Origin of the sequence: Streptomyces sp. NPDC013157 (assembly GCF_042899865.1) — a bacterium.
Classification (GTDB): domain Bacteria; phylum Actinomycetota; class Actinomycetes; order Streptomycetales; family Streptomycetaceae; genus Streptomyces.
On sequence record NZ_JBIBAK010000037.1, the window covers coordinates 1 to 16,510 of the forward strand.

Annotated in this window: 19 protein-coding genes, 1 tRNA gene and 1 pseudogene; 4 read left to right on the plus strand and 17 right to left on the minus strand. The window is 67.6% G+C overall.

What is annotated here, in order from left to right:
- Positions 1-19 precede the first annotated feature (19 nt).
- A tRNA-Thr gene (locus tag ACFY6U_RS51900) sits at positions 20-96 on the plus strand.
- Between the two features lie 42 nt (positions 97-138).
- Here the strand turns inward: ACFY6U_RS51900 and ACFY6U_RS51905 are convergent.
- The 15 genes and pseudogenes from ACFY6U_RS51905 to ACFY6U_RS51975 form a co-directional block, all read right to left on the minus strand.
- A complete protein-coding gene (locus ACFY6U_RS51905; RefSeq protein WP_390050129.1) occupies positions 139-1,545 on the minus strand; it encodes a tyrosine-type recombinase/integrase in 1,407 nt (468 codons plus the stop codon).
- Between the two features lie 64 nt (positions 1,546-1,609).
- Positions 1,610-1,810, minus strand: a complete 201-nt coding sequence (locus ACFY6U_RS51910) for a helix-turn-helix domain-containing protein (protein ID WP_390050131.1) — start codon at positions 1,808-1,810, stop codon at positions 1,610-1,612.
- Between the two features lie 182 nt (positions 1,811-1,992).
- Positions 1,993-3,177 (minus strand): annotated as a pseudogene (locus ACFY6U_RS51915) (DUF3631 domain-containing protein).
- 202 nt (positions 3,178-3,379) lie between these two features.
- Positions 3,380-4,288, minus strand: coding sequence for a bifunctional DNA primase/polymerase (locus tag ACFY6U_RS51920; protein ID WP_390050133.1), 909 nt, complete (start codon positions 4,286-4,288; stop codon positions 3,380-3,382).
- Positions 4,289-4,375: 87 nt separating this feature from the next.
- Positions 4,376-4,606 (minus strand): hypothetical protein, encoded by a 231-nt coding sequence (locus ACFY6U_RS51925; protein WP_390050135.1) that lies wholly within the window; start codon positions 4,604-4,606, stop codon positions 4,376-4,378.
- 15 nt (positions 4,607-4,621) lie between these two features.
- On the minus strand, positions 4,622-4,915 hold the full coding sequence (locus ACFY6U_RS51930) for a hypothetical protein (RefSeq protein ID WP_390050137.1): 294 nt from the start codon (positions 4,913-4,915) through the stop codon (positions 4,622-4,624).
- A 19-nt stretch (positions 4,916-4,934) separates the two neighbouring features.
- A complete protein-coding gene (locus ACFY6U_RS51935) occupies positions 4,935-5,384 on the minus strand; it encodes a hypothetical protein (protein WP_390050161.1) in 450 nt (149 codons plus the stop codon).
- Positions 5,385-5,409: 25 nt separating this feature from the next.
- Positions 5,410-5,604: a hypothetical protein gene (locus ACFY6U_RS51940; protein ID WP_390050139.1), complete on the minus strand. Its 195-nt coding sequence runs from the start codon at positions 5,602-5,604 to the stop codon at positions 5,410-5,412.
- 158 nt (positions 5,605-5,762) lie between these two features.
- Positions 5,763-6,017, minus strand: a complete 255-nt coding sequence (locus tag ACFY6U_RS51945; RefSeq protein WP_390050141.1) for a hypothetical protein — start codon at positions 6,015-6,017, stop codon at positions 5,763-5,765.
- Positions 6,018-6,158: 141 nt separating this feature from the next.
- A complete protein-coding gene (locus ACFY6U_RS51950) occupies positions 6,159-8,384 on the minus strand; it encodes a cell division protein FtsK (RefSeq protein WP_390050143.1) in 2,226 nt (741 codons plus the stop codon).
- A gap of 158 nt (positions 8,385-8,542) precedes the next feature.
- Positions 8,543-8,914: an RRQRL motif-containing zinc-binding protein gene (locus tag ACFY6U_RS51955; protein WP_390050145.1), complete on the minus strand. Its 372-nt coding sequence runs from the start codon at positions 8,912-8,914 to the stop codon at positions 8,543-8,545.
- On the minus strand, positions 8,914-9,846 hold the full coding sequence (locus ACFY6U_RS51960) for a DUF2637 domain-containing protein (RefSeq protein WP_390050163.1): 933 nt from the start codon (positions 9,844-9,846) through the stop codon (positions 8,914-8,916). The genes ACFY6U_RS51955 and ACFY6U_RS51960 overlap by 1 nt, the downstream gene beginning before the upstream one ends.
- 59 nt (positions 9,847-9,905) lie before the next feature.
- Positions 9,906-10,196 carry a hypothetical protein gene (locus ACFY6U_RS51965; RefSeq protein WP_390050147.1) on the minus strand — a complete coding sequence of 97 codons (291 nt, stop codon included), beginning with the start codon at positions 10,194-10,196 and terminating at the stop codon, positions 9,906-9,908.
- 167 nt (positions 10,197-10,363) lie between these two features.
- Complete coding sequence (locus tag ACFY6U_RS51970) at positions 10,364-10,555, minus strand: hypothetical protein (RefSeq protein WP_390050149.1); 192 nt, start codon at positions 10,553-10,555, stop codon at positions 10,364-10,366.
- A gap of 109 nt (positions 10,556-10,664) precedes the next feature.
- A complete protein-coding gene (locus tag ACFY6U_RS51975; RefSeq protein ID WP_390050151.1) occupies positions 10,665-10,832 on the minus strand; it encodes a hypothetical protein in 168 nt (55 codons plus the stop codon).
- A 968-nt stretch (positions 10,833-11,800) separates the two neighbouring features.
- Between ACFY6U_RS51975 and ACFY6U_RS51980 the strand changes: the two genes are divergently transcribed.
- Positions 11,801-12,568: an XRE family transcriptional regulator gene (locus ACFY6U_RS51980; protein ID WP_390050153.1), complete on the plus strand. Its 768-nt coding sequence runs from the start codon at positions 11,801-11,803 to the stop codon at positions 12,566-12,568.
- Between the two features lie 2 nt (positions 12,569-12,570).
- Complete coding sequence (locus tag ACFY6U_RS51985; RefSeq protein WP_390050155.1) at positions 12,571-13,044, plus strand: NUDIX domain-containing protein; 474 nt, start codon at positions 12,571-12,573, stop codon at positions 13,042-13,044.
- Here ACFY6U_RS51985 and ACFY6U_RS51990 read toward each other — a convergent pair.
- Both ACFY6U_RS51990 and ACFY6U_RS51995 read right to left on the minus strand, forming a co-directional pair.
- Entirely contained in the window at positions 13,032-13,589 is a 558-nt protein-coding gene (locus tag ACFY6U_RS51990) for an HD domain-containing protein (protein WP_390050165.1), read from the minus strand. The genes ACFY6U_RS51985 and ACFY6U_RS51990 overlap by 13 nt on opposite strands.
- 4 nt (positions 13,590-13,593) lie before the next feature.
- Positions 13,594-14,055 (minus strand): GntR family transcriptional regulator, encoded by a 462-nt coding sequence (locus ACFY6U_RS51995; RefSeq protein ID WP_390050157.1) that lies wholly within the window; start codon positions 14,053-14,055, stop codon positions 13,594-13,596.
- 295 nt (positions 14,056-14,350) lie between these two features.
- Here ACFY6U_RS51995 and ACFY6U_RS52000 point away from each other — a divergent pair, with 295 nt between their 5' ends.
- Positions 14,351-16,261, plus strand: a complete 1,911-nt coding sequence (locus tag ACFY6U_RS52000) for a hypothetical protein (protein ID WP_390050159.1) — start codon at positions 14,351-14,353, stop codon at positions 16,259-16,261.
- The last annotated feature ends 249 nt before the right edge of the window (positions 16,262-16,510 follow it).

Genomic DNA, 16,510 nt, shown 5'->3' on the forward strand with positions numbered 1-16,510 from the left:
ACCATAGTGCGGGCGACGCGCCGCTTTAGCTCAGATGGCCAGAGCAACGCACTCGTAATGCGTAGGTCTCGGGTTCGAATCCCGAAAGCGGCTCCACCGAAACCCAGCTCAGACGGTGTCTGAGCTGGGTTTTCTCGTTCAGCGGATGCGGCGACGACGCTGCGCGCGGGCCGCGCGGCTGTCCCCGGTCTCAGTTCTGGTCTCAGTTGGGGGTTCCGGCGCGGGGTCCGCGCTGGCCGGCCGGGGCATGAAGTGGTCCCCCATGCGACGCATTGCGTCCTTCGAGAGATGCGACCGACCCTGCACGTACCGCCGGGTCTGACTGATCTGGGTATGCCGCAGGATCTCCATGATCGTGGGCATGTCCACCCCGAGTTCGTTCAGGATCGTGCCGGCGGTGTGCCGACTGCCGTCGTACAGGCGGCGGTCGTCGATCCCGGCTTCCGCCAACAGCTCCTTGAACTCCTCCCAGTCCTGCCGGGGGTCGAGGGGGCGTCCGTCCGGTCGGCAGAAGACCAGCTTGTGTTCTTCCCACCCGTCCGCAGCTTGGGCACGGGCCTTTTCCTGCTGCGCCTTGTGCTCGCGCAGGTACGGGATGAACGGCGGCGGGATCGGCACGGCGTTCCGGCTCTTCTTGGTCTTGGGGCGAGTGAAGACCAGGCCGCCGTCCTTCCGCTCGGGGCAGGCGCGGGCGTGCCCGATGCAGCCCTTCGGGCACGGCTTCGGACAACCGCGCTTGTAGCCCTTGTGAGTGGTGCAGTCGTCCGGGCACGGCTCGAACCGGTGGAACTTCGCACCGCACGCGTGAGGGGCCTTGCAGCCATGCCGCCAGGTGAGGCGCTGAAGCTGCCACTGAGGACGGAACAGCTCGTTGTCGAAGTCGACGTATGGCCACCTCAGGCCCAGGGTCTCGCCCTGCCGGAAGCCCATGCCGACACCGACGCACCACCGCATGAAGGTGGGGCGCTTGGCGGCGGCTTCCAGGAACGCCTTGGCCTCTTCGGTGGTGAACGGGTTCGCCTCGGTCTCGTCGACTGTCGGGGGGTCCACGAGGGTGGCCACGTTTTCGACGATCAGCCGGCGGCGGTGGGCGATTTTCAGGGCGCGAGACAGGATGCGGTGGACTTTGAGCACGTGGGACGGCGCGTGCCCTTCATCGAGCATGACGCGGTACATCCGTTCCAGATGCTCCGGCTGGAGCTTGTCGAGCCGGTGCTTTCCGATGCCGGGGATGATGTCGTTCCTGGTCTTGGACCAGTAGTCGTCCAGGGAGCGAGGCTTGAGCTTCAGGGACGCGATGTCGGTGAGATAGGTGGTCATCCACTGTTCCACGGTCGGCTTGCGGCCGGCCTTGGGCGCGCGTCCCTTGTCGCGCAGGTCTTCCAGCTCACGGACCTTGCGCTTGATCTCGGATTCCGACCGGGCGCGGCGGTGGCGCCGGTCGGGACTGCCGTCGTCCTTGACGCCCATGGTCACACGGCCGTGCCACCAGCCGTCATTGCCCAGGTAGATAGACGACTCCATGTTGGGCTTGCGGGTGCTCATGCACTCCTCCATGCGGGAAGCCGCCCCGGACACACGATCCGGGGCGGCTTCGGGGGTGGCTTGTTCAGTTGGGGAGCAGTTCGAGGCTGTTCGCGTAGGCCTCAAGGACGTCCCAGCGGATGCGGCGGGAGCGTCCGCGCTTGACGTATTTCAGGTCGCCACTGGCCATCAGCTCGTACACGGTGGAGCGGCCGAAGCGGAGCACTTTGGCGGCTTCCTCCGGGGTGTAGAGCAACTGGTCGTGGACCAGCACGGGGGTACTCATCGGGGCGTACTCCTCGGGTGCTCGTGAGCGGGGCTGTCGGCCCCCTTCTGGGAAGTCCGCTACATCCGCTACGCCGCTACATCGCAGGTCAGCGGCGGGTTTTCTGTAGCGGACGCGCGGGATGTAGCGGCTACGGCGCTACGCGGGGCCGTGGCCGTAGCCGCTACATCGGGTGATTGCCGCTACAGGAAATGTGCCTCTGACCTGGGGTGTAGCGGATGTAGCGGCAGTAGCGGACCTACGGGGACGGGGGCGCGCAGTAGCGGGCCCATGCGTCTTCGAGGTCTTCGCTGTAGTAGCCCTTGAGGACCCCGCCGGCCGTGCGGATGTTCCGTGAGGCGACGGGTGTTCCGTCGGCGGTGACGTACTGGGCGAGCATCTTCGACAGACGCCGGTTGTCGAGTGCCTTGCCGTCGAGGTCGGCCCACGGGGCGTCATCGAGGGCGTTGAGCCTGTCGAGGACGGCGATGGTGGGCAGCCGGTCGACGCCCACCATGACGTGGTCGCGGAGGTCGGTCAGCAGGCGGATGCCGATGCTGCCCTTGTCGTTGACCTGCGAGGCCTTGACCAGATCAATGCAGGCTTCGCGGGCGCGCCGGGGCCAGTTGCCCCCGACCGCGTCCGCGACGGCGAGCAGGGGTTCCCACACATCCGCCGGCCGGTCGGTGACGCCTTCGGGCATCTCCGGCCACGCGCCCAGGACGAACCCGCGGGCGGCTTCGGCCCATGCGGCGAGCCGGTCGCGCAGGGCGAATCCTTCCTTCTCGTGGATGCGGGAGCGGTAGGGCTCCGCCTTTTCGTTCCGGGCCCGTCGGCGCATGCGGATGATGACCGAGCGGGTGAGGATCGTGTCCGGCAGCGAGCCGAGCCCGGCGACCGCGACCGCGGTGTACGAGGGGAAGGCCTGAACGGTCTGGTTGGCGCCGTCGCCGACGCACCAGGTACATCGGTTTGCCGCGTCGGTGTCCGGCGTTGATGAACCCGCGGAGCTGTTCGTTCTCTCCGGCCTTGGGGCCGAAGATGGTGTCGATCTCGTCGAACAGGATGGTGGGCCGCTTGCCGTCGACCCCGGAGACGGCGCGGAACAGGGCGGCGGCGGACGCGTCGACCGCGGCCATGGGGTTGGGCACGAGGGTTTCCACGATCTCCAGCGCCCGTGACTTGCCCGAACCGGGTTCGGGGCTGAGGAAGGCGAGGCGGGGGGTGGACTCGAAGCAGTCGAGCAGGTGGGCGTGCGCGTCCCACAGCGTCACGGCGACGTAGGCGGCTTCGGTGGGGAAGACGTTGAAGCGCCGGTGGAAGGCTTCCACCTCGTTCAGCAGCGCGGCGCCGTCGACGGCGGGCGGGGCGGGGGTGTGGTCGCTCATGTGGCCCGTCCTTCCTGGGAATTGCGGGGCGGGCAGGTGGCACGAGGCCCGTCGTCGCCGTGCGGGTCAGTACGAAGAGCAGTGCGGACGCCTTCGGCGACGTCCTTCGGGACGCCCACGACCGGTACGGGCGGGGCGAGTTCGGCGACCTGCGCTCCGCTCGCGGGGGGTTGGCCTTCCAAGGGAGAGCGGGCGGGTGTGCTCATGCCGTCTCCCGAGGCCGGGCCTTGCGGATGGAACTGTCCAGAGCGCTGCGGATCGTGGCGCGGCACTCGGCAGCGGTGAGCCCCCGCGCTTCCCCCGCCCCTTGGAAGGCCTCTTCGACCACGTGCCGGGGGATGTCGCCCCACGCGACGAAGCGCCCCACCTTGAAGGCGCACCGGTTGAGCGTGGTGTTGCGCTGCCTGTCCGGCGCTGCGGACACGACGGCGCACTCGGCTTCGAGTGCGGACAGGGCCGCGCGGCTCCCGTCGACCGCAGGAAGCCTCAGGGGCCCCGTAGGGCGCACGGGGGAGGGTTTCAGGATGGTTTGTAGCCATTCGGGCAGCGGAGCCGCCACAGAGCCGCTCACGGCTTCGTACGTTCCGGTGTCGGTGGTGCTGCCCGCGGCGACGACGTAGCCGCCCCACGCGCGGGTGTCGACCAACTCGGCGACGGTTCCTGCGGTGTTGGTCATGCGGATGCCGTCGGGGGCGGTGAAGTACAGGTGTATTCCGCCGCTCGCGGTCCGCACCCGGTAGGTGTCCGGGACGGGGTGTCCGGCGCGCTCGCAGAGCGCTTCAAAGGTTGTCGCGCCGCTAGGCGCGTCCGTACTGCTGTTGGTCTTGGGCATGTCGAGGTCGACGACGACCAGCCCGGACGGGCCCGTGGCAATGCCGATGTTGAACGTGCCGGCGGACCAGGCGGCGCGGATGCGGGCGGGGTCTGTGGTGGCGCGCTGCTCCCACTTCACGTGCCCGCCGGCGCACTGACCGGTGCGGGGGCAGACACTCTTCCCGTGCAGCGCGGGCCGCTTGGTTCCGGGGCGCAGGGGGAAGACGTGCCAGCCGCGAACGGCGGCATCCAGGGCCACCGTGAGGGGGTCTCGCGGGATGGTGCTGGCATGGGTCATGCTGGGAGTTCTCCTGATCTCTTGGAGGGACGGGAGGACCGGGGCGGGCGCAGGCTTGTGGTGAGACGGCGCCCGCCTCGGGCGTAGCTACTTCGGGGTGCGGGCGGCGCGGCGGATCAGGCTCGCGATGGTGGCCACGGTGGGGTAGTCCCACCCGGCGATCCACTCGACGATCCGGTGGTCGTAGGTGCCCAGTTCGACGCCCGCGCTGCTCAGTTCGGCGTACAGGGCCTCGCGTTGCAAGGACTCGGGCGAGTAGCCGAACGGGACGCTGTCGAGGGGGCCGTCGGAGATGGGGTCGTTGTCGCGGTAGGGCATGGGGCTCCTGTCGGATCAGAAGGGCGGTTCGTCGCTGTAGCCGCCGGGGCCCCACGGGTCGCGGCCGTCGTCACGGCGGCGGCGCGTCCACCGGGGGCGGCGCGGGAGCGGCAGCAGGACCACGTGGCGGTTCTCGTCCCAGCACAGGCAGGGCACCCATTCGGTGCCGGCGTACTCGCCGTTGTGGTCCCCGTAGTCGTGGTTGTGGCCGCCCTCGCCCCGGCAGTCCGGGCAGGTGGGGCGAGGGGTGTCGGTCAGGGCCAGCGCGCGGCGCGGCCAGTCGATGACCTTGATGCGCAGTCGGATCACGGGTGTTGGGCTCCCTCTGTCAGCCGTAGAACTTGTTCCGCTTGATCACGGCCTTGCGGATGTTGACCGTGGTCCCGCTCCGGCGACCGCTTCCGCTGAACACCTGCGCGGCGATGAAGCCGCCGAAGACGACCGCGGCGAGGATGACCAGCTGGGTGATGAGCGCGGTCAGGGCGGTGATGAAGGCGGTCAGCAGGAACAGCCCGCCGCAAACCGCGGCGAACCCGATGCCCCCGAGCGCGATGTTCACCGCCGTGCGGGAGACGAGCGGCTTGGCCGCGACCGGGTCGGGCTGCACGGGGCTGATGGCGTAGCCGGTGACGACGCGGCCGTCGGGCAGGACGACGCTCGCCACCTCCGGGATGCCGCCGCTCTGCACGGGCATGAGCGGCGCCGGGGGCGCGGCCGTGATCGGGGCGGGGTAGTGGACTTGCACGGCCGTCGGCGCGTGCCTGTCGCGGCCGTACATGGCGGGTTCGTTCACGGCGGCCTCCCTAGTTGCCGAGGGCGGACAGGGCGTCGGCGGACGCCTGCACGAGGTTGTGGATGGGCTCATAGGCGCCGGTCCCGGCGGCGAAGAACCCGAACAGGAACAGCACCAGGGCGGCGCCGCCCCCGGCGGACTTGGTCTTGAGCGCGAAGGCGGACGCGGCGCCGAACAGCAGCACGGCGGAGATGGTCAGGGGCATGCTGAAACTCGCTTTCGGGCGGGATGAACGGGTGGTTACGCTGCGCGGGCCCCGGGTGCTCGCAAGCTCGGGGACATGGACCGGCGGTCGCGCTGGCGAGCACTTGCTGTGTGCGATTCCGCTGTAGCGGGTGGCCGCCGGTCCCATCGCGTGAGCGGCTAGTCGGCCGTGCCGGCGCGGTAGATGCGGGCCCACCGGTTGTAGAGCCAGCGGCCGGCGCGGATGCGCTTGCCGGTCGCGTGGCAGCGGCGGCAGTCCTTGCCGCGCTTCATACGGCCCTTGCGGTCGGTCTTCATCGCGAAGCCCCAGCCGGAGCACTTGCGGCAGTTCCCGAACGGCGAGGCAGCACACACGGCGAAGTAACACAGTGTTATGCCGAGAAGTAGGGTGATAGCGAGCAGGACGGGGGTCATGACGGGCCCTCCCAGGCGGGTTTCAGGGGTTTCCGCAGGTGGGCCGCTATCCGCTAGCGGCCTGATCAGAGCGGGTTTGGGGCGCTAGCGGAGCCGCTAACGTTAGCGGGGTGTGCCGCTAGCGCTAGCGGCCCCGGAGCCTCAGCCCGCGTCCCGCTTTCCGTCACGTTCCGCAATCGCAGTGGTGATGTGGGAGCGGTCGATGCCGCGCCTGTTGACGACCTTGCCCTTCACCCGGCGCCCCACCTGGATCGTGGAAACGCCGTGCGGCTTGAGCGCGGCGGCGAGTCCTTCGGGGTCCCAGCCGTCGTAGACCTCCGGCCGGAGTTCGGCGAGGCGGGCGACGACGGTTTCGGACCACACCTTGGGCTCGTCGGCCGGCACGACGGCGAGGATGTCGCGCAGCAGGTCGTATGCGCTGGTGACCGGCTCGGGTGCCTCCCCGAGCGCGTGCCCGGACAGGGTTCCGGCTTCCTCGCGCAGGCGGCGTGCGCGGGCGCCGATGGCGTCTGCGCCCTGGCCGTCGACGTAGACGGAGCGCACGATCCGGGCGTCGGAGCCTTCACCGACGAAGTAGTGAATGCCCTTGTCACCCCAGGCGAACATGGTCGCCCGCACCCCGCGCTTGTAGGCGGACGTGCCGAGGACCATGTCGTTTTCGAGCTGGCCCATGACCTTCAGGCACCACCGCGCGGACGCGTTCGCGCTGATGCCGGTGGGCAGTGCCTTGGCGTCCGGGCGCTGGGTGGCGAGCAGCAGCACGATGCCGGTTGCCGGACCGCGCTTGACCAGGTCGGTTGCGATCTCCTCGAACTCCTTGGCGTGCTCGGGGTGCTCGAACAGCACCTGGCACTCATCCACCCCGATCACGATCGGGTGCAGTCCCAGGGAGCGCTTGTCGGCAAGGGCGCTGGTCACCTTCGACTCCGGGCAGACGTCCCGCGGAAGCGAGCGGATCACCTTGGTACGGCGGCGCAGTTCCTCGCGCAGCGCCCGGAAGTCGTTCAGGCAGTAGGTGATGGACTCGTCGTCGTCGCCCGCGGCGTGCCGGTGGGAGACGGCGTCGCCGACCGGGTCGAGGTCGCCGGTGCCCTTCATGTCGTAGGTGTGCAGCTCCGCCCGCGGGTCGAGCGCGGCGATGAGCAGCAGCAGACGCAGCAGGAACGTCTTGCCCATGCGCGGGATGGCACCGATGACGCCCGCGATGTACATCAGGGTTGCTTCGACCCAGCGTCCGCGCTGGTCGGTGCCGTAGGCGACCGGCTTGAACAGGTCGACCGAACCGGACTTAAGCAGCGGCCACGTGGGCTGTTTGGCGCGGGACATGTCCTGATCCCCCACCCACAGCACGAGATGGCCGGTGTGTTCGTCCGGTACCGCCTCGGGCCACACGCACCCCAGCGGGCGGCGCAGGCCGGAGGCGAGCCGGTCGCGGCGCTCGATGACGTCGGTCACCGTGACGCCGTAGGGGAGGTTGCCCTCCGCACGCCACCCGGGGCCGTCCCGGGTGATCGGGGCGGTGAACTCGAACCCGTCCCGCCCCTTGCCCTGCGCCTGGTTGATGGCGGGGATACCGAGCGCCCCGAGCGCCCGCAGCACGATGTCACTGGTGAGCTTGACGGCCTTGGGCAGTTCCACCGCCCGGTGGATGACCGGGGCATCCGCGCGGCGGCCGGCGAACCCGAGCGCCATCACGACCGCGCCGACGGAGACGGCCTGAAGCCAGTCGGGGGCGAGCACGTACAGGGCGAGCGCGGAACCGAGCCCGACGAACATGCCGAGCACGGCCACGAGGGTGCGCAGTCGGACACGGCCGTCGCGCTGCCGCGACAGCTTCAGGTACTCCGCCGCGTCCTCACGGCGGACCGCGGCGAGCCGGACCGGCTCGCCCTCGCGGTCGGCCACCCACCGCATGGCGCCGCCCACGAACCGGGCGGCACCGGCCGGGGCTTGCAGGGCGAGACGAGCGGCGTAGACCGGGGCACGCAGCGCGTGATAGCCGGTGGCGTGCGCGTAGTGGCGGGCCACCCACGCCGCGGCGGTCCGCAGCTCCGCCATGGACCGCAGCCACGCGGGAACGACCGCACGGCGCTGGGCACCGAGCAGCCGACCGAGGTAGCCCGGACCAAGGGCGGTCGGGGTCGGCTGGTCGACCATCACGCGGACGGTCGGGTCGCCCGACTCAACACCCGACCGACCGGCGCCGGAGTCGGCCGACGGGTCGGCGTCGGGTCGGGCGGTCGGGTCGGCCGATTCGGTACGGGCCGACCGTGCCTTGTCGAGGTCGACTACCTCGCCCCCAGAGTCGGCAGTCATCTCCGCTTCGAGTCGGTTGAAGAGTTCGTTCTCGTCGTCGGGGTGCTTCACTGAAAGTCCCTTCCAAAGGGGAGGAAAGCGGGGTCCGGCCGTCGCTGTAGGAGGTGAGCGGACGGACCCCGCGAGGCTTGAACGGACGGTAGAGCGGCAGGGCCGTACCGAGGCGCACTCTCAGCTCGGACGAACTGAGAGCTCGTCTCGGAGGCCCCTTAGGCGGCGCGCTGTTCCTCGGGGTAGGCGCAGGGCACGCACATGCCGAGCGAGATGGGGATGACGTATCCGGCGTCCCTCCGGCAGGCGGGGCAGGTGCGGCGAGCCTCGTTCGCCTTGGCGAGCGCGGCCCACTTGCCCGGCGTCATCGGCCGGACGGGCTTGGCGCGGTCGACGCGGTAGAGGTAGGCGACCAGAGGGCCGCGCCGGTAGCGCGGACGCAGGACCTGCGCCGCGACCGACTGCCCGCCGGGCCGTAACCCGCGGGCCCGTAACTGCCGTTTGGTGGCGAGTCCGTCGGGGGCGCAGCGCCACGGGTAGGTAGGCAGTCCGTGCCGCGCGCCGGTCGGGTCGAAGCACTTGGCGAACATCAGGCAGCCTCAGCCGTCGTGCCGTCGCCCTCCGCGTCGTCCACGAAGTGCAGCGGACGGCCGTCGGCGCGCTCCGCCTTCAACTGCTCGCGCAGCTTGCGGGCGTTGGCCTGCGACACGTGCAGCGTGGTCCGCAGGCGCTCCGCGGTCAGCTCCGCCTCGGGCCACTCTGCGGTGACCGTGCGCGCCTCGGTCAGCGACTCCTCGAAGGTGCGCTGTGTCTTGGCCTTGCCCTTGGCAGCGGTCCGGCGGCGCGGGCGCGGCGTGGCGTCGACCGGTGCCGGCGGATTGTCCGCCGGGGGCGGTGCGGGCGCCTCCTGTTCGGTGGCGGGGGCCAGGTCGCCCATGCGCAGCAGCACGCGCTCGCGGCGCGGGGTCTTCGTCCGCCACGTGCGGCCGTAGCGCTCGCGCAGGTCCGCGCGGGCCAACTGCCGCTCCTTCTCCAGCTTCAGCGCCTCGGAGTAGGAGGTGACCTCCCACAGCGTCATGCGGCGCCACAGCGCTAAGGTGGACGGGAAGGCGAGCAGCCAGCGGGAGAACCGGATCTTCTCCATGCGGCGGCCGGTGGCCGCGCCGATCCGGACCGCGTAGATGTGCGCGCCGATCTCGGAGAACACCACCCACAGCAGCGGCATCGTGCCGTGCGCGACCTTGGCCCACACGCCCTGTCCGGCCGCGACGTTCAGCCCGCAGGTGACCAGAGTGAGGACCCAGGGCACGAACCGCACCCAGGCAAGCGCCATATCCATGCGAATCAACAGCAGGTTGGCCACGGTGAACACCGGCACGGCCCCGTCGATCCCGACCGGCAGCATCCACGGCTCGCTGAAGTCCCAGCGAGCCGCAGCGGCCGACACGGCATCGAAGGAGGAGACGAAGCCGAGCGCGCCGACGCCGGCCGCGGCGAGCGCGGCGAATCCGGCAAGCCCCATCTCGGGCTTCGTGAGCGGCGGCACCCCGGACACGGGCGCCTCGGAGGTGATGACGGTGGTCACGCGGCCACCCCCTTCCGTGCCGCGCGGCGACGCCGGACCGGGCGAGGCAGCGGGACGACGTCGAACAGGTCCGGGTGCTCCTCGATAACCTGCGCGGCGATGCGGATCAGATCATCGGGAAGGCCGGGGTCGTCGGCGAGGATGTCGCGGGCCGCGTCCAGGCGGGCCGCGCGCTCGTCGGCACTCTCGCCGTCGACCCCGAGCCACAGCTCAACCGGGGTACCAAGGGCGAGTTCGATGAAGTCGTGCGGGGAAACGGCCTGATGCGGGCCGATGTACGTGCGCATGAGGGCTCCTGAGTCGGAGGGACGGGAGAGCCGGAGCGGCGGCAGGCGTGTGGTGAGACGGCGGCTGCTCCGGAAGAACCCGAGCCGCAGCGCGGCAAGGGGAGAGCGCCCCGGCCGGGAGTCGAACCCGGCCTGCGACCATCGGGGCGGTTGAAGCGGGTCAGTGGTCAGCGGCGGAAGGCCCACCGGGTGAGGGCGCTGAGCTGGTCGGTGACGTCGGTGACGTTGCCGGATTCCAGTTCGTCCGCGCGGTCTTCCAACTGCTGGGCCCGCCGCTCGTTGCCGTGGTCGCGGGCCCAGACGGCGGCCTGTCGGTTGTCGTCGGCCTGGCGCCGCATCCGGTCGGTGATCCTGGCCATGTCGGATTCCTCTCAGGTCTGTGAACAGGTGGCGGTGCGTGCCCCGGGCCGGATCCGATCCGGCGCCCATCACGGCTGGTCACCGGGGCTGTAGAGGCGGTAGCGGGTGTTACCGGGGCTGCTCGGTCAGGTGAGCCGCGTCCTCGTACGCGGTGCGGATCTCCTGCTGCTGCCAGGCCAGCTCAGCCGCGGCCGGCGCAGGGTCCTGCCGACCGAGGTCGGCGGCCCACGCGTCCGCGCTCGCCTCCAAATGCCAGGCCGCCGGGTCCGTCGCCATCAGCACACCCCTACGTGCGGGTGCGGACGCGGCGGACGGACAGGAAGCGGCGGCTTCGTCCTCTCATGCTCGGAGCCGGCCATCAACGGCCACCCCGAGCACGGGCGTTGTCCTCGCTGCGCTTGTTCGCTTCGGCGTTCTTGCGCGACAAGTCGTCGCGCTCCTGATCTGTCAGACTCAGCACCACAGATGCCTCCCAACAGGCCTCTGTACGCGGTCCCTCGGGTTGCCCCCCGGGGGATCGCCCTCGTTAGAGTCGGCGGAACTCCGGCTCCCCACGCCCCCGCCCGTCCAGCACTACGCGAGGCAGGCTGTACGGGCGGGAGAGGCAGCCGGCCGCAACGCGAGGCGCTGCGGAGCCAGGAAGCGGACCGGAGAGTTGAGCGGTCGCCGCCTTCCGGTCCGGTGCGGCGGTGACCTTGGTATGTCGTCGGTCCATGACCGACCTCCCACTGAGCGCAGGGATACGGCTTCACCGGCCCGCCGTTGCTGCGGCGGACCGGTCCCGAGCCGGGATACGTCGGGTGCGTCATCGTCACTGCTCTGACGCCAGCAGGGCGGCGCGTGCCAGGTGGCGCGCAAGACGTCGGTTCTCACCGATCTCTTGGCGTTTCTCCAGAGCCAGCACGCGAGGAAGGTTGGGCCGCCAGCGGCCTTCACCCATCCGCCACGGGGACGGGGACTTACACCCCGTCGAAGTTGACACCCTGTTGAATTCTCAAGCAACGCATGCGCTTCCTTCGAGCCCCCTTCGGAGCCCTCCGGGCGTTTGATGCAGTACCTGTTTTACAGGTACTGCATGGTGGTCCGTCAAGTCTGCCGACGGAACCTCTTGGTTTCGCGCCGCGACTTCGTGGCGCACACTCAGAATCGCCGCAGGTCGGGGGAGTTGTTCACCCCGCGCGTGGACAGCTTCGGGAGTTCTGGCTAACGTCAAGACGTCCCTAGACGTCCCAACGGGGGTTCAGATGTCCAACGAACGCTTGCGCTCGGCTCTGTTAGCTCGGGGCATGACGGTTCAGGGGTTGGCCGAAGCGATCGAGGTCAACCCGAAGACCGTGGAACGCTGGATCACGCAGGGCAAGGTGCCGTACCGACGTCACCAGTACGCGACAGCCGCCGTGCTCAAGGTCGACGTCACGTCACTGTGGGACGACGACCGCACGGTCGACAGCGCAACTGACCTGTCCAAAGCTGAGATTGGCACGGTCTACCCCCACAGGCACACCGTGCCGTCCGGGCTGTGGCGCGAGATCTACGGCAGAGCACAGAAGACCCTTGACGTGCTCGTCTACTCCGGACTGTTCCTGTCGGAAGATCCGCTGTTCCATGACCTTCTCAAGGCGAAGGTGGCGGCCGGCGTTCGCGTGCGGATCCTGCTCGGGGACCCCGGTAGCGCGGCTGTCCGACAGCGCGGGATAGATGAAGGTCACCGGATCATGGACGGCAAGATTCGCAACGCGATGGTTCTCTACCGCCCGCTCATGCGGAGTCACCCGGATATCGGCTTCCGGCTGCATGACTCGACCCTCTATAACTCGATCTATCGGGCTGATGACGAGATGCTCGTCAACCCCCACGTCTACGGCATCGGTGCCTACCTGGCCCCCGTGCTGCACCTGCGCCGTCTGGCCGATGGTGGGCTGTTCGACACGTACGCGAATAGCATCGAACACACCTGGGAGAACGCGCGTCACATCAACGACGCGGACTTTGAGAGCAACACGGGAGCCTGACCATGGGACGGATCGACTACCTTCACGACCCCGACGCGCCGCCGGCCAACTCGGTTGTGCCCTCCGTCGTCGCGTTCGTGCAGAACGACGCGGGTGAGGTGCTGATGATCCGGCGGTCCGACAACGGCCGTTGGGCGCTACCCGGAGGTGGTCACGACGTAGGGGAGTCCATCAGCGACACCGTTGCGCGGGAGGTCTGGGAAGAGACGGGGATCAAGGCCGAAGTCGTCGACATGTCCGGGATCTACACCGACCCCGGTCACGTGATGCAGTACGACGACGGTGAAGTCCGGCAGCAGTTCAGCATCTGCTTCCGAGCTAGGCCGGTCGGCGGTGAGGTGCGTACGAGCAGCGAGACGACAGAGGTCCGCTGGGTCACCCCGGCGGACCTGTCTCAACTCGATGTCCACCCCACGATGCGGCTCCGGATCGAGCACGCTATGGACCGGACACGGAGCGCCCCCTATATCGGCTGACGCTTGACGGCGGCCACCCGTTCGAGCACTCGCGAGGTACTGGCGAGGATCTCCGGTTCGGCTCGCCGGATGAACGTTCCGATCAGGCTGTCGGGCCCGTACCGTCCGGTGATCTCGTTCACCCGGTCGATCGGGTTCGTGGGCGTGCCGTCCGGTGTGGTGTTCATGTCGCAGAAGCACAGCGCGTCATTGAGGTGCGCGTGCTCGCGGGGAAACTCGCCCTCCAGCTCCTCACGCAAGCCTCGCGCGTCCGCCTCCATCCACGAACACGAGTGGTGCGCGACCAGGTTGATGACTCGCTCGTCAGCCTTGGCGACGTCTCGGAGGTAGCGGGCGCCGTCAAGCGGATGAAAGCCGGTCTTGACCAGCGCGGGGGAGTACCCGATGTCATGCAGGACGGCCGCGGCTTCCAGCAACACGGCGTCCTCCCCGAGGATGGGCGCGATCGTGCGGGCCCGTTCGGCGACGCCCTGCGAGTGCCTCCATCGGCGAGGCAGCGGCTCAGCCAGCAAGGACTCAGCCAGGGGATACGCCCACTCCGTCAACAAGCTAGGAACGCTCCTCTCGAATCGGCACGGCGCGGACTGTCCGCACCTTGCCCTGTCCACCGCTCGCCAGCACGCCGGCAGACTCCATCTTGTCCAGAGCCTTGGTCACCGTGGGCCGCGAGACCCCGAACCGCGTAGCCAGCACGGAGGCACTGGGGAACGCTTCCCCTACTTCCAGCTTCTCAGCCGTGATGATGTCCGTGATTCGCTGTTCTAGCGGGCGCCGGTCCACAGGGGCGCCGGTTCGTACGACTCGCCAACGTCCACCCTTCGCCGGTTCGGCCACGCCTTCCTGACGTAGGACGCCGAACGCCCGGACCGCGACCCCGCGCGAGACCTTGTGGTCTCGCATGACCTCAGACAGGGATGGAAGCTCCGTCATGTTTGGGTCGGCCGCGATCCGGGCCTTCACCGCTTCCGCGACCTTAAGGAAGGTTCCTCGGGGGCTGGCTTGCTGCGACACGCGCTGTGCCCTCCCAATCTTCAGCTCGTCGCCTAGTCCAAGCCTCCCATGTTCGCTTGAGGCAGCGAAGACGGCCAGCAGTGCGGTGACTCCGTTGCCGACTTGACGCGCTGCGCATTTCCGCCCACCAGGATCCTTCGTGCGGGTACAGAAAATATCTAAGGGCAAGCGCGATCTCAGCGTAGAATCTCGGGTGATCGACTCCGGGGTCGTCGTCTGTGTTGTCGTCCCCGAATAGCTCGAAGCCAAGGAAATCTGCGGCTTGCGGTAGGAAACACTGTGCGGGGAGGGCGTCGTGAGTGAAGACGATTCCGTAGCGAGCAGCTCGGATATTTCTGATGAATCGGAAGCCGTTGCTGACCTTCCTGGTCCGGAATCTGTCACCTACCGGCATGATCCTTCCTCGGTGCCTGCTCTGGCTCGACTTGCGGATGCGGCATGTGAAGGGGCGGATGACTTGATGACCGCCAGTCTACGTATTCCGCAAATTGCACAGGACGCCGAGACTTCGTTTGATCTCGCCGCCCTACAGATTCTGACCACAACCTTTGCGTACCATCTTGCGATCCATCCGTTTATGTCTGCTCAGCCAGGTGCATCTCTGGTCCCAATTGATGGGCCATCCATATTTCCGATGGCGCTGCGCGATGCCGATAGTGATGTGCGAGCACTTTGGCTCTCTCTCTATTCATCCGTGACGCATTCTGCGGTGAAATCCCGTTGCGCAGATATTGTCTTTAGTCTTCGCCTGGCAAATGTTCGTGGCGCTGCGGAAGATGCGGTCAGGGCTTATCTGGATGCAATCGAGGGCAGTCTTTCCATTACAGAGCAGGGAACGGGTCTGCTGCGTGCGTGGGAGATTGCATGTTCAGTGAAACTCGTTTCGCTGATGCAGCAGGTTAAGACGGCCATGCTGGATATGGCGGAGAGTCTGCTTAGCGACGGTGAAGATGGGTACATCTTCGTCAATCTGCTAGATGCCTTGAGTGCGCCGCAACGCAAGAAGAACGCACGGCCAGTGGATCCCAGGGTTGACGACCTGCTCGATAGGGCGCTTCTGGCCTACCCAGGGACGCTCGTCATTGGTCAAATAGCTGCGCTTGTCCGGCGTAGAGCCGCTGCTACAGGTGATGCTGCCCGTGCTCGACACGCCAGCGAGGCCGAGGTGAAGGCTTATTTGAGTGATGCCGATAGAGCCGTTGATGCGCTAGTTAATGCAGCTTCGCTTGCTAGCCGCCTTAATATTCCGGAACTGGAAAGTTTGGCAATCTCTCGTTTGCAGTCTGCTCCCCCTGTAAAGTGGCAGACCATCGCAGTTGAGGGAAGAATTCCGAATGCTTATATCCGCAGCTACCTGCGACCGTATAGGCGGGCCGACACGTGGCGAAAATCCCTGCACGTGTGGTTCAATAGCGAGGCGCCCAGCGGTACCCTGGCTAGCAATGAGGCGGTGGCGCGCAATGTGCTGACTCGCTCGGTGTTCACTAGGCTCGCAACTACAGTCGAGTTTGGTCCGGGAGATCTCCCTAGGCGCGTTCTTTCAAAAGAAGACGCAGGGTTCCAGCATGAGCTTGTTCGCGCGGAGACCTGGGGGATCAATTTTCACGGAATGCTTCTCGCTGACGCTCTAGATATCATCAAGGACCGCTTTGGAATTCCTTGTTTTGGAGATCTCGAAGAGTTCATTTCCGCGTCCGGAACCAACCCTGTGTCGGCTAGGGCTCTTGCGAAAGGGTTGATTCTGTATTGGGTTGGCGAATTTGATGCTTGTGTGCATCTAGTTGTCCCCAAAATTGAAGCGTCAGTTCGGGCGCTCCTGTTGGAACTGAATGAGCCTGTATATAAAACGCAAGTTGGCGATGGAGTGGGCCAATTTCCAGGCCTTGGCGCGCTCCTCCCGTACTTGGTGGAGAATGGGTTTGACCCTGATTGGGAGCGTTTCCTGAGGACATTTCTCCTCGGGGACGGTATGGGTGTCCGCAACCTTGTTGCTCACGGTTTCATGGACACGGTGAGTCGAGACAAAGCTGCTCTGGCACTCCGGGCGTACTCGCTGCTCGTGCTCATCACTTCCCGCGAGCACGCCGAGAGGGACGCGGGGCTCGTCAAGGCCAGCTTGGCCAACCCCCTCGGAGCACCGCCACGTCCGTGGTGGCGACGCATCGGGAGTGCAGTACGAGCGGCCCGAAGCGAGCTTCTTAGATGAGCGTGCTGGGCTTCGAGTGGTCTCAGTCATGGTCTCAACGACTGCTCATTCCACGGTCGTCCAGCCACGTCTGCTGAAGTCTCGCAGGGCTTGTGGCCAGGAAGGAAGCCGAGTTCGTGGACACTCACGGACACTCCCGGACCAAGATCGGACAACTCGTAATGCGTAGGTCTCGGGTTCGAATCCCGAAAGCGGCTCCGGCAAAGGCCAGGTCACATAGCCCGTGACCTGGCCTTTTGTGTTGCTCGG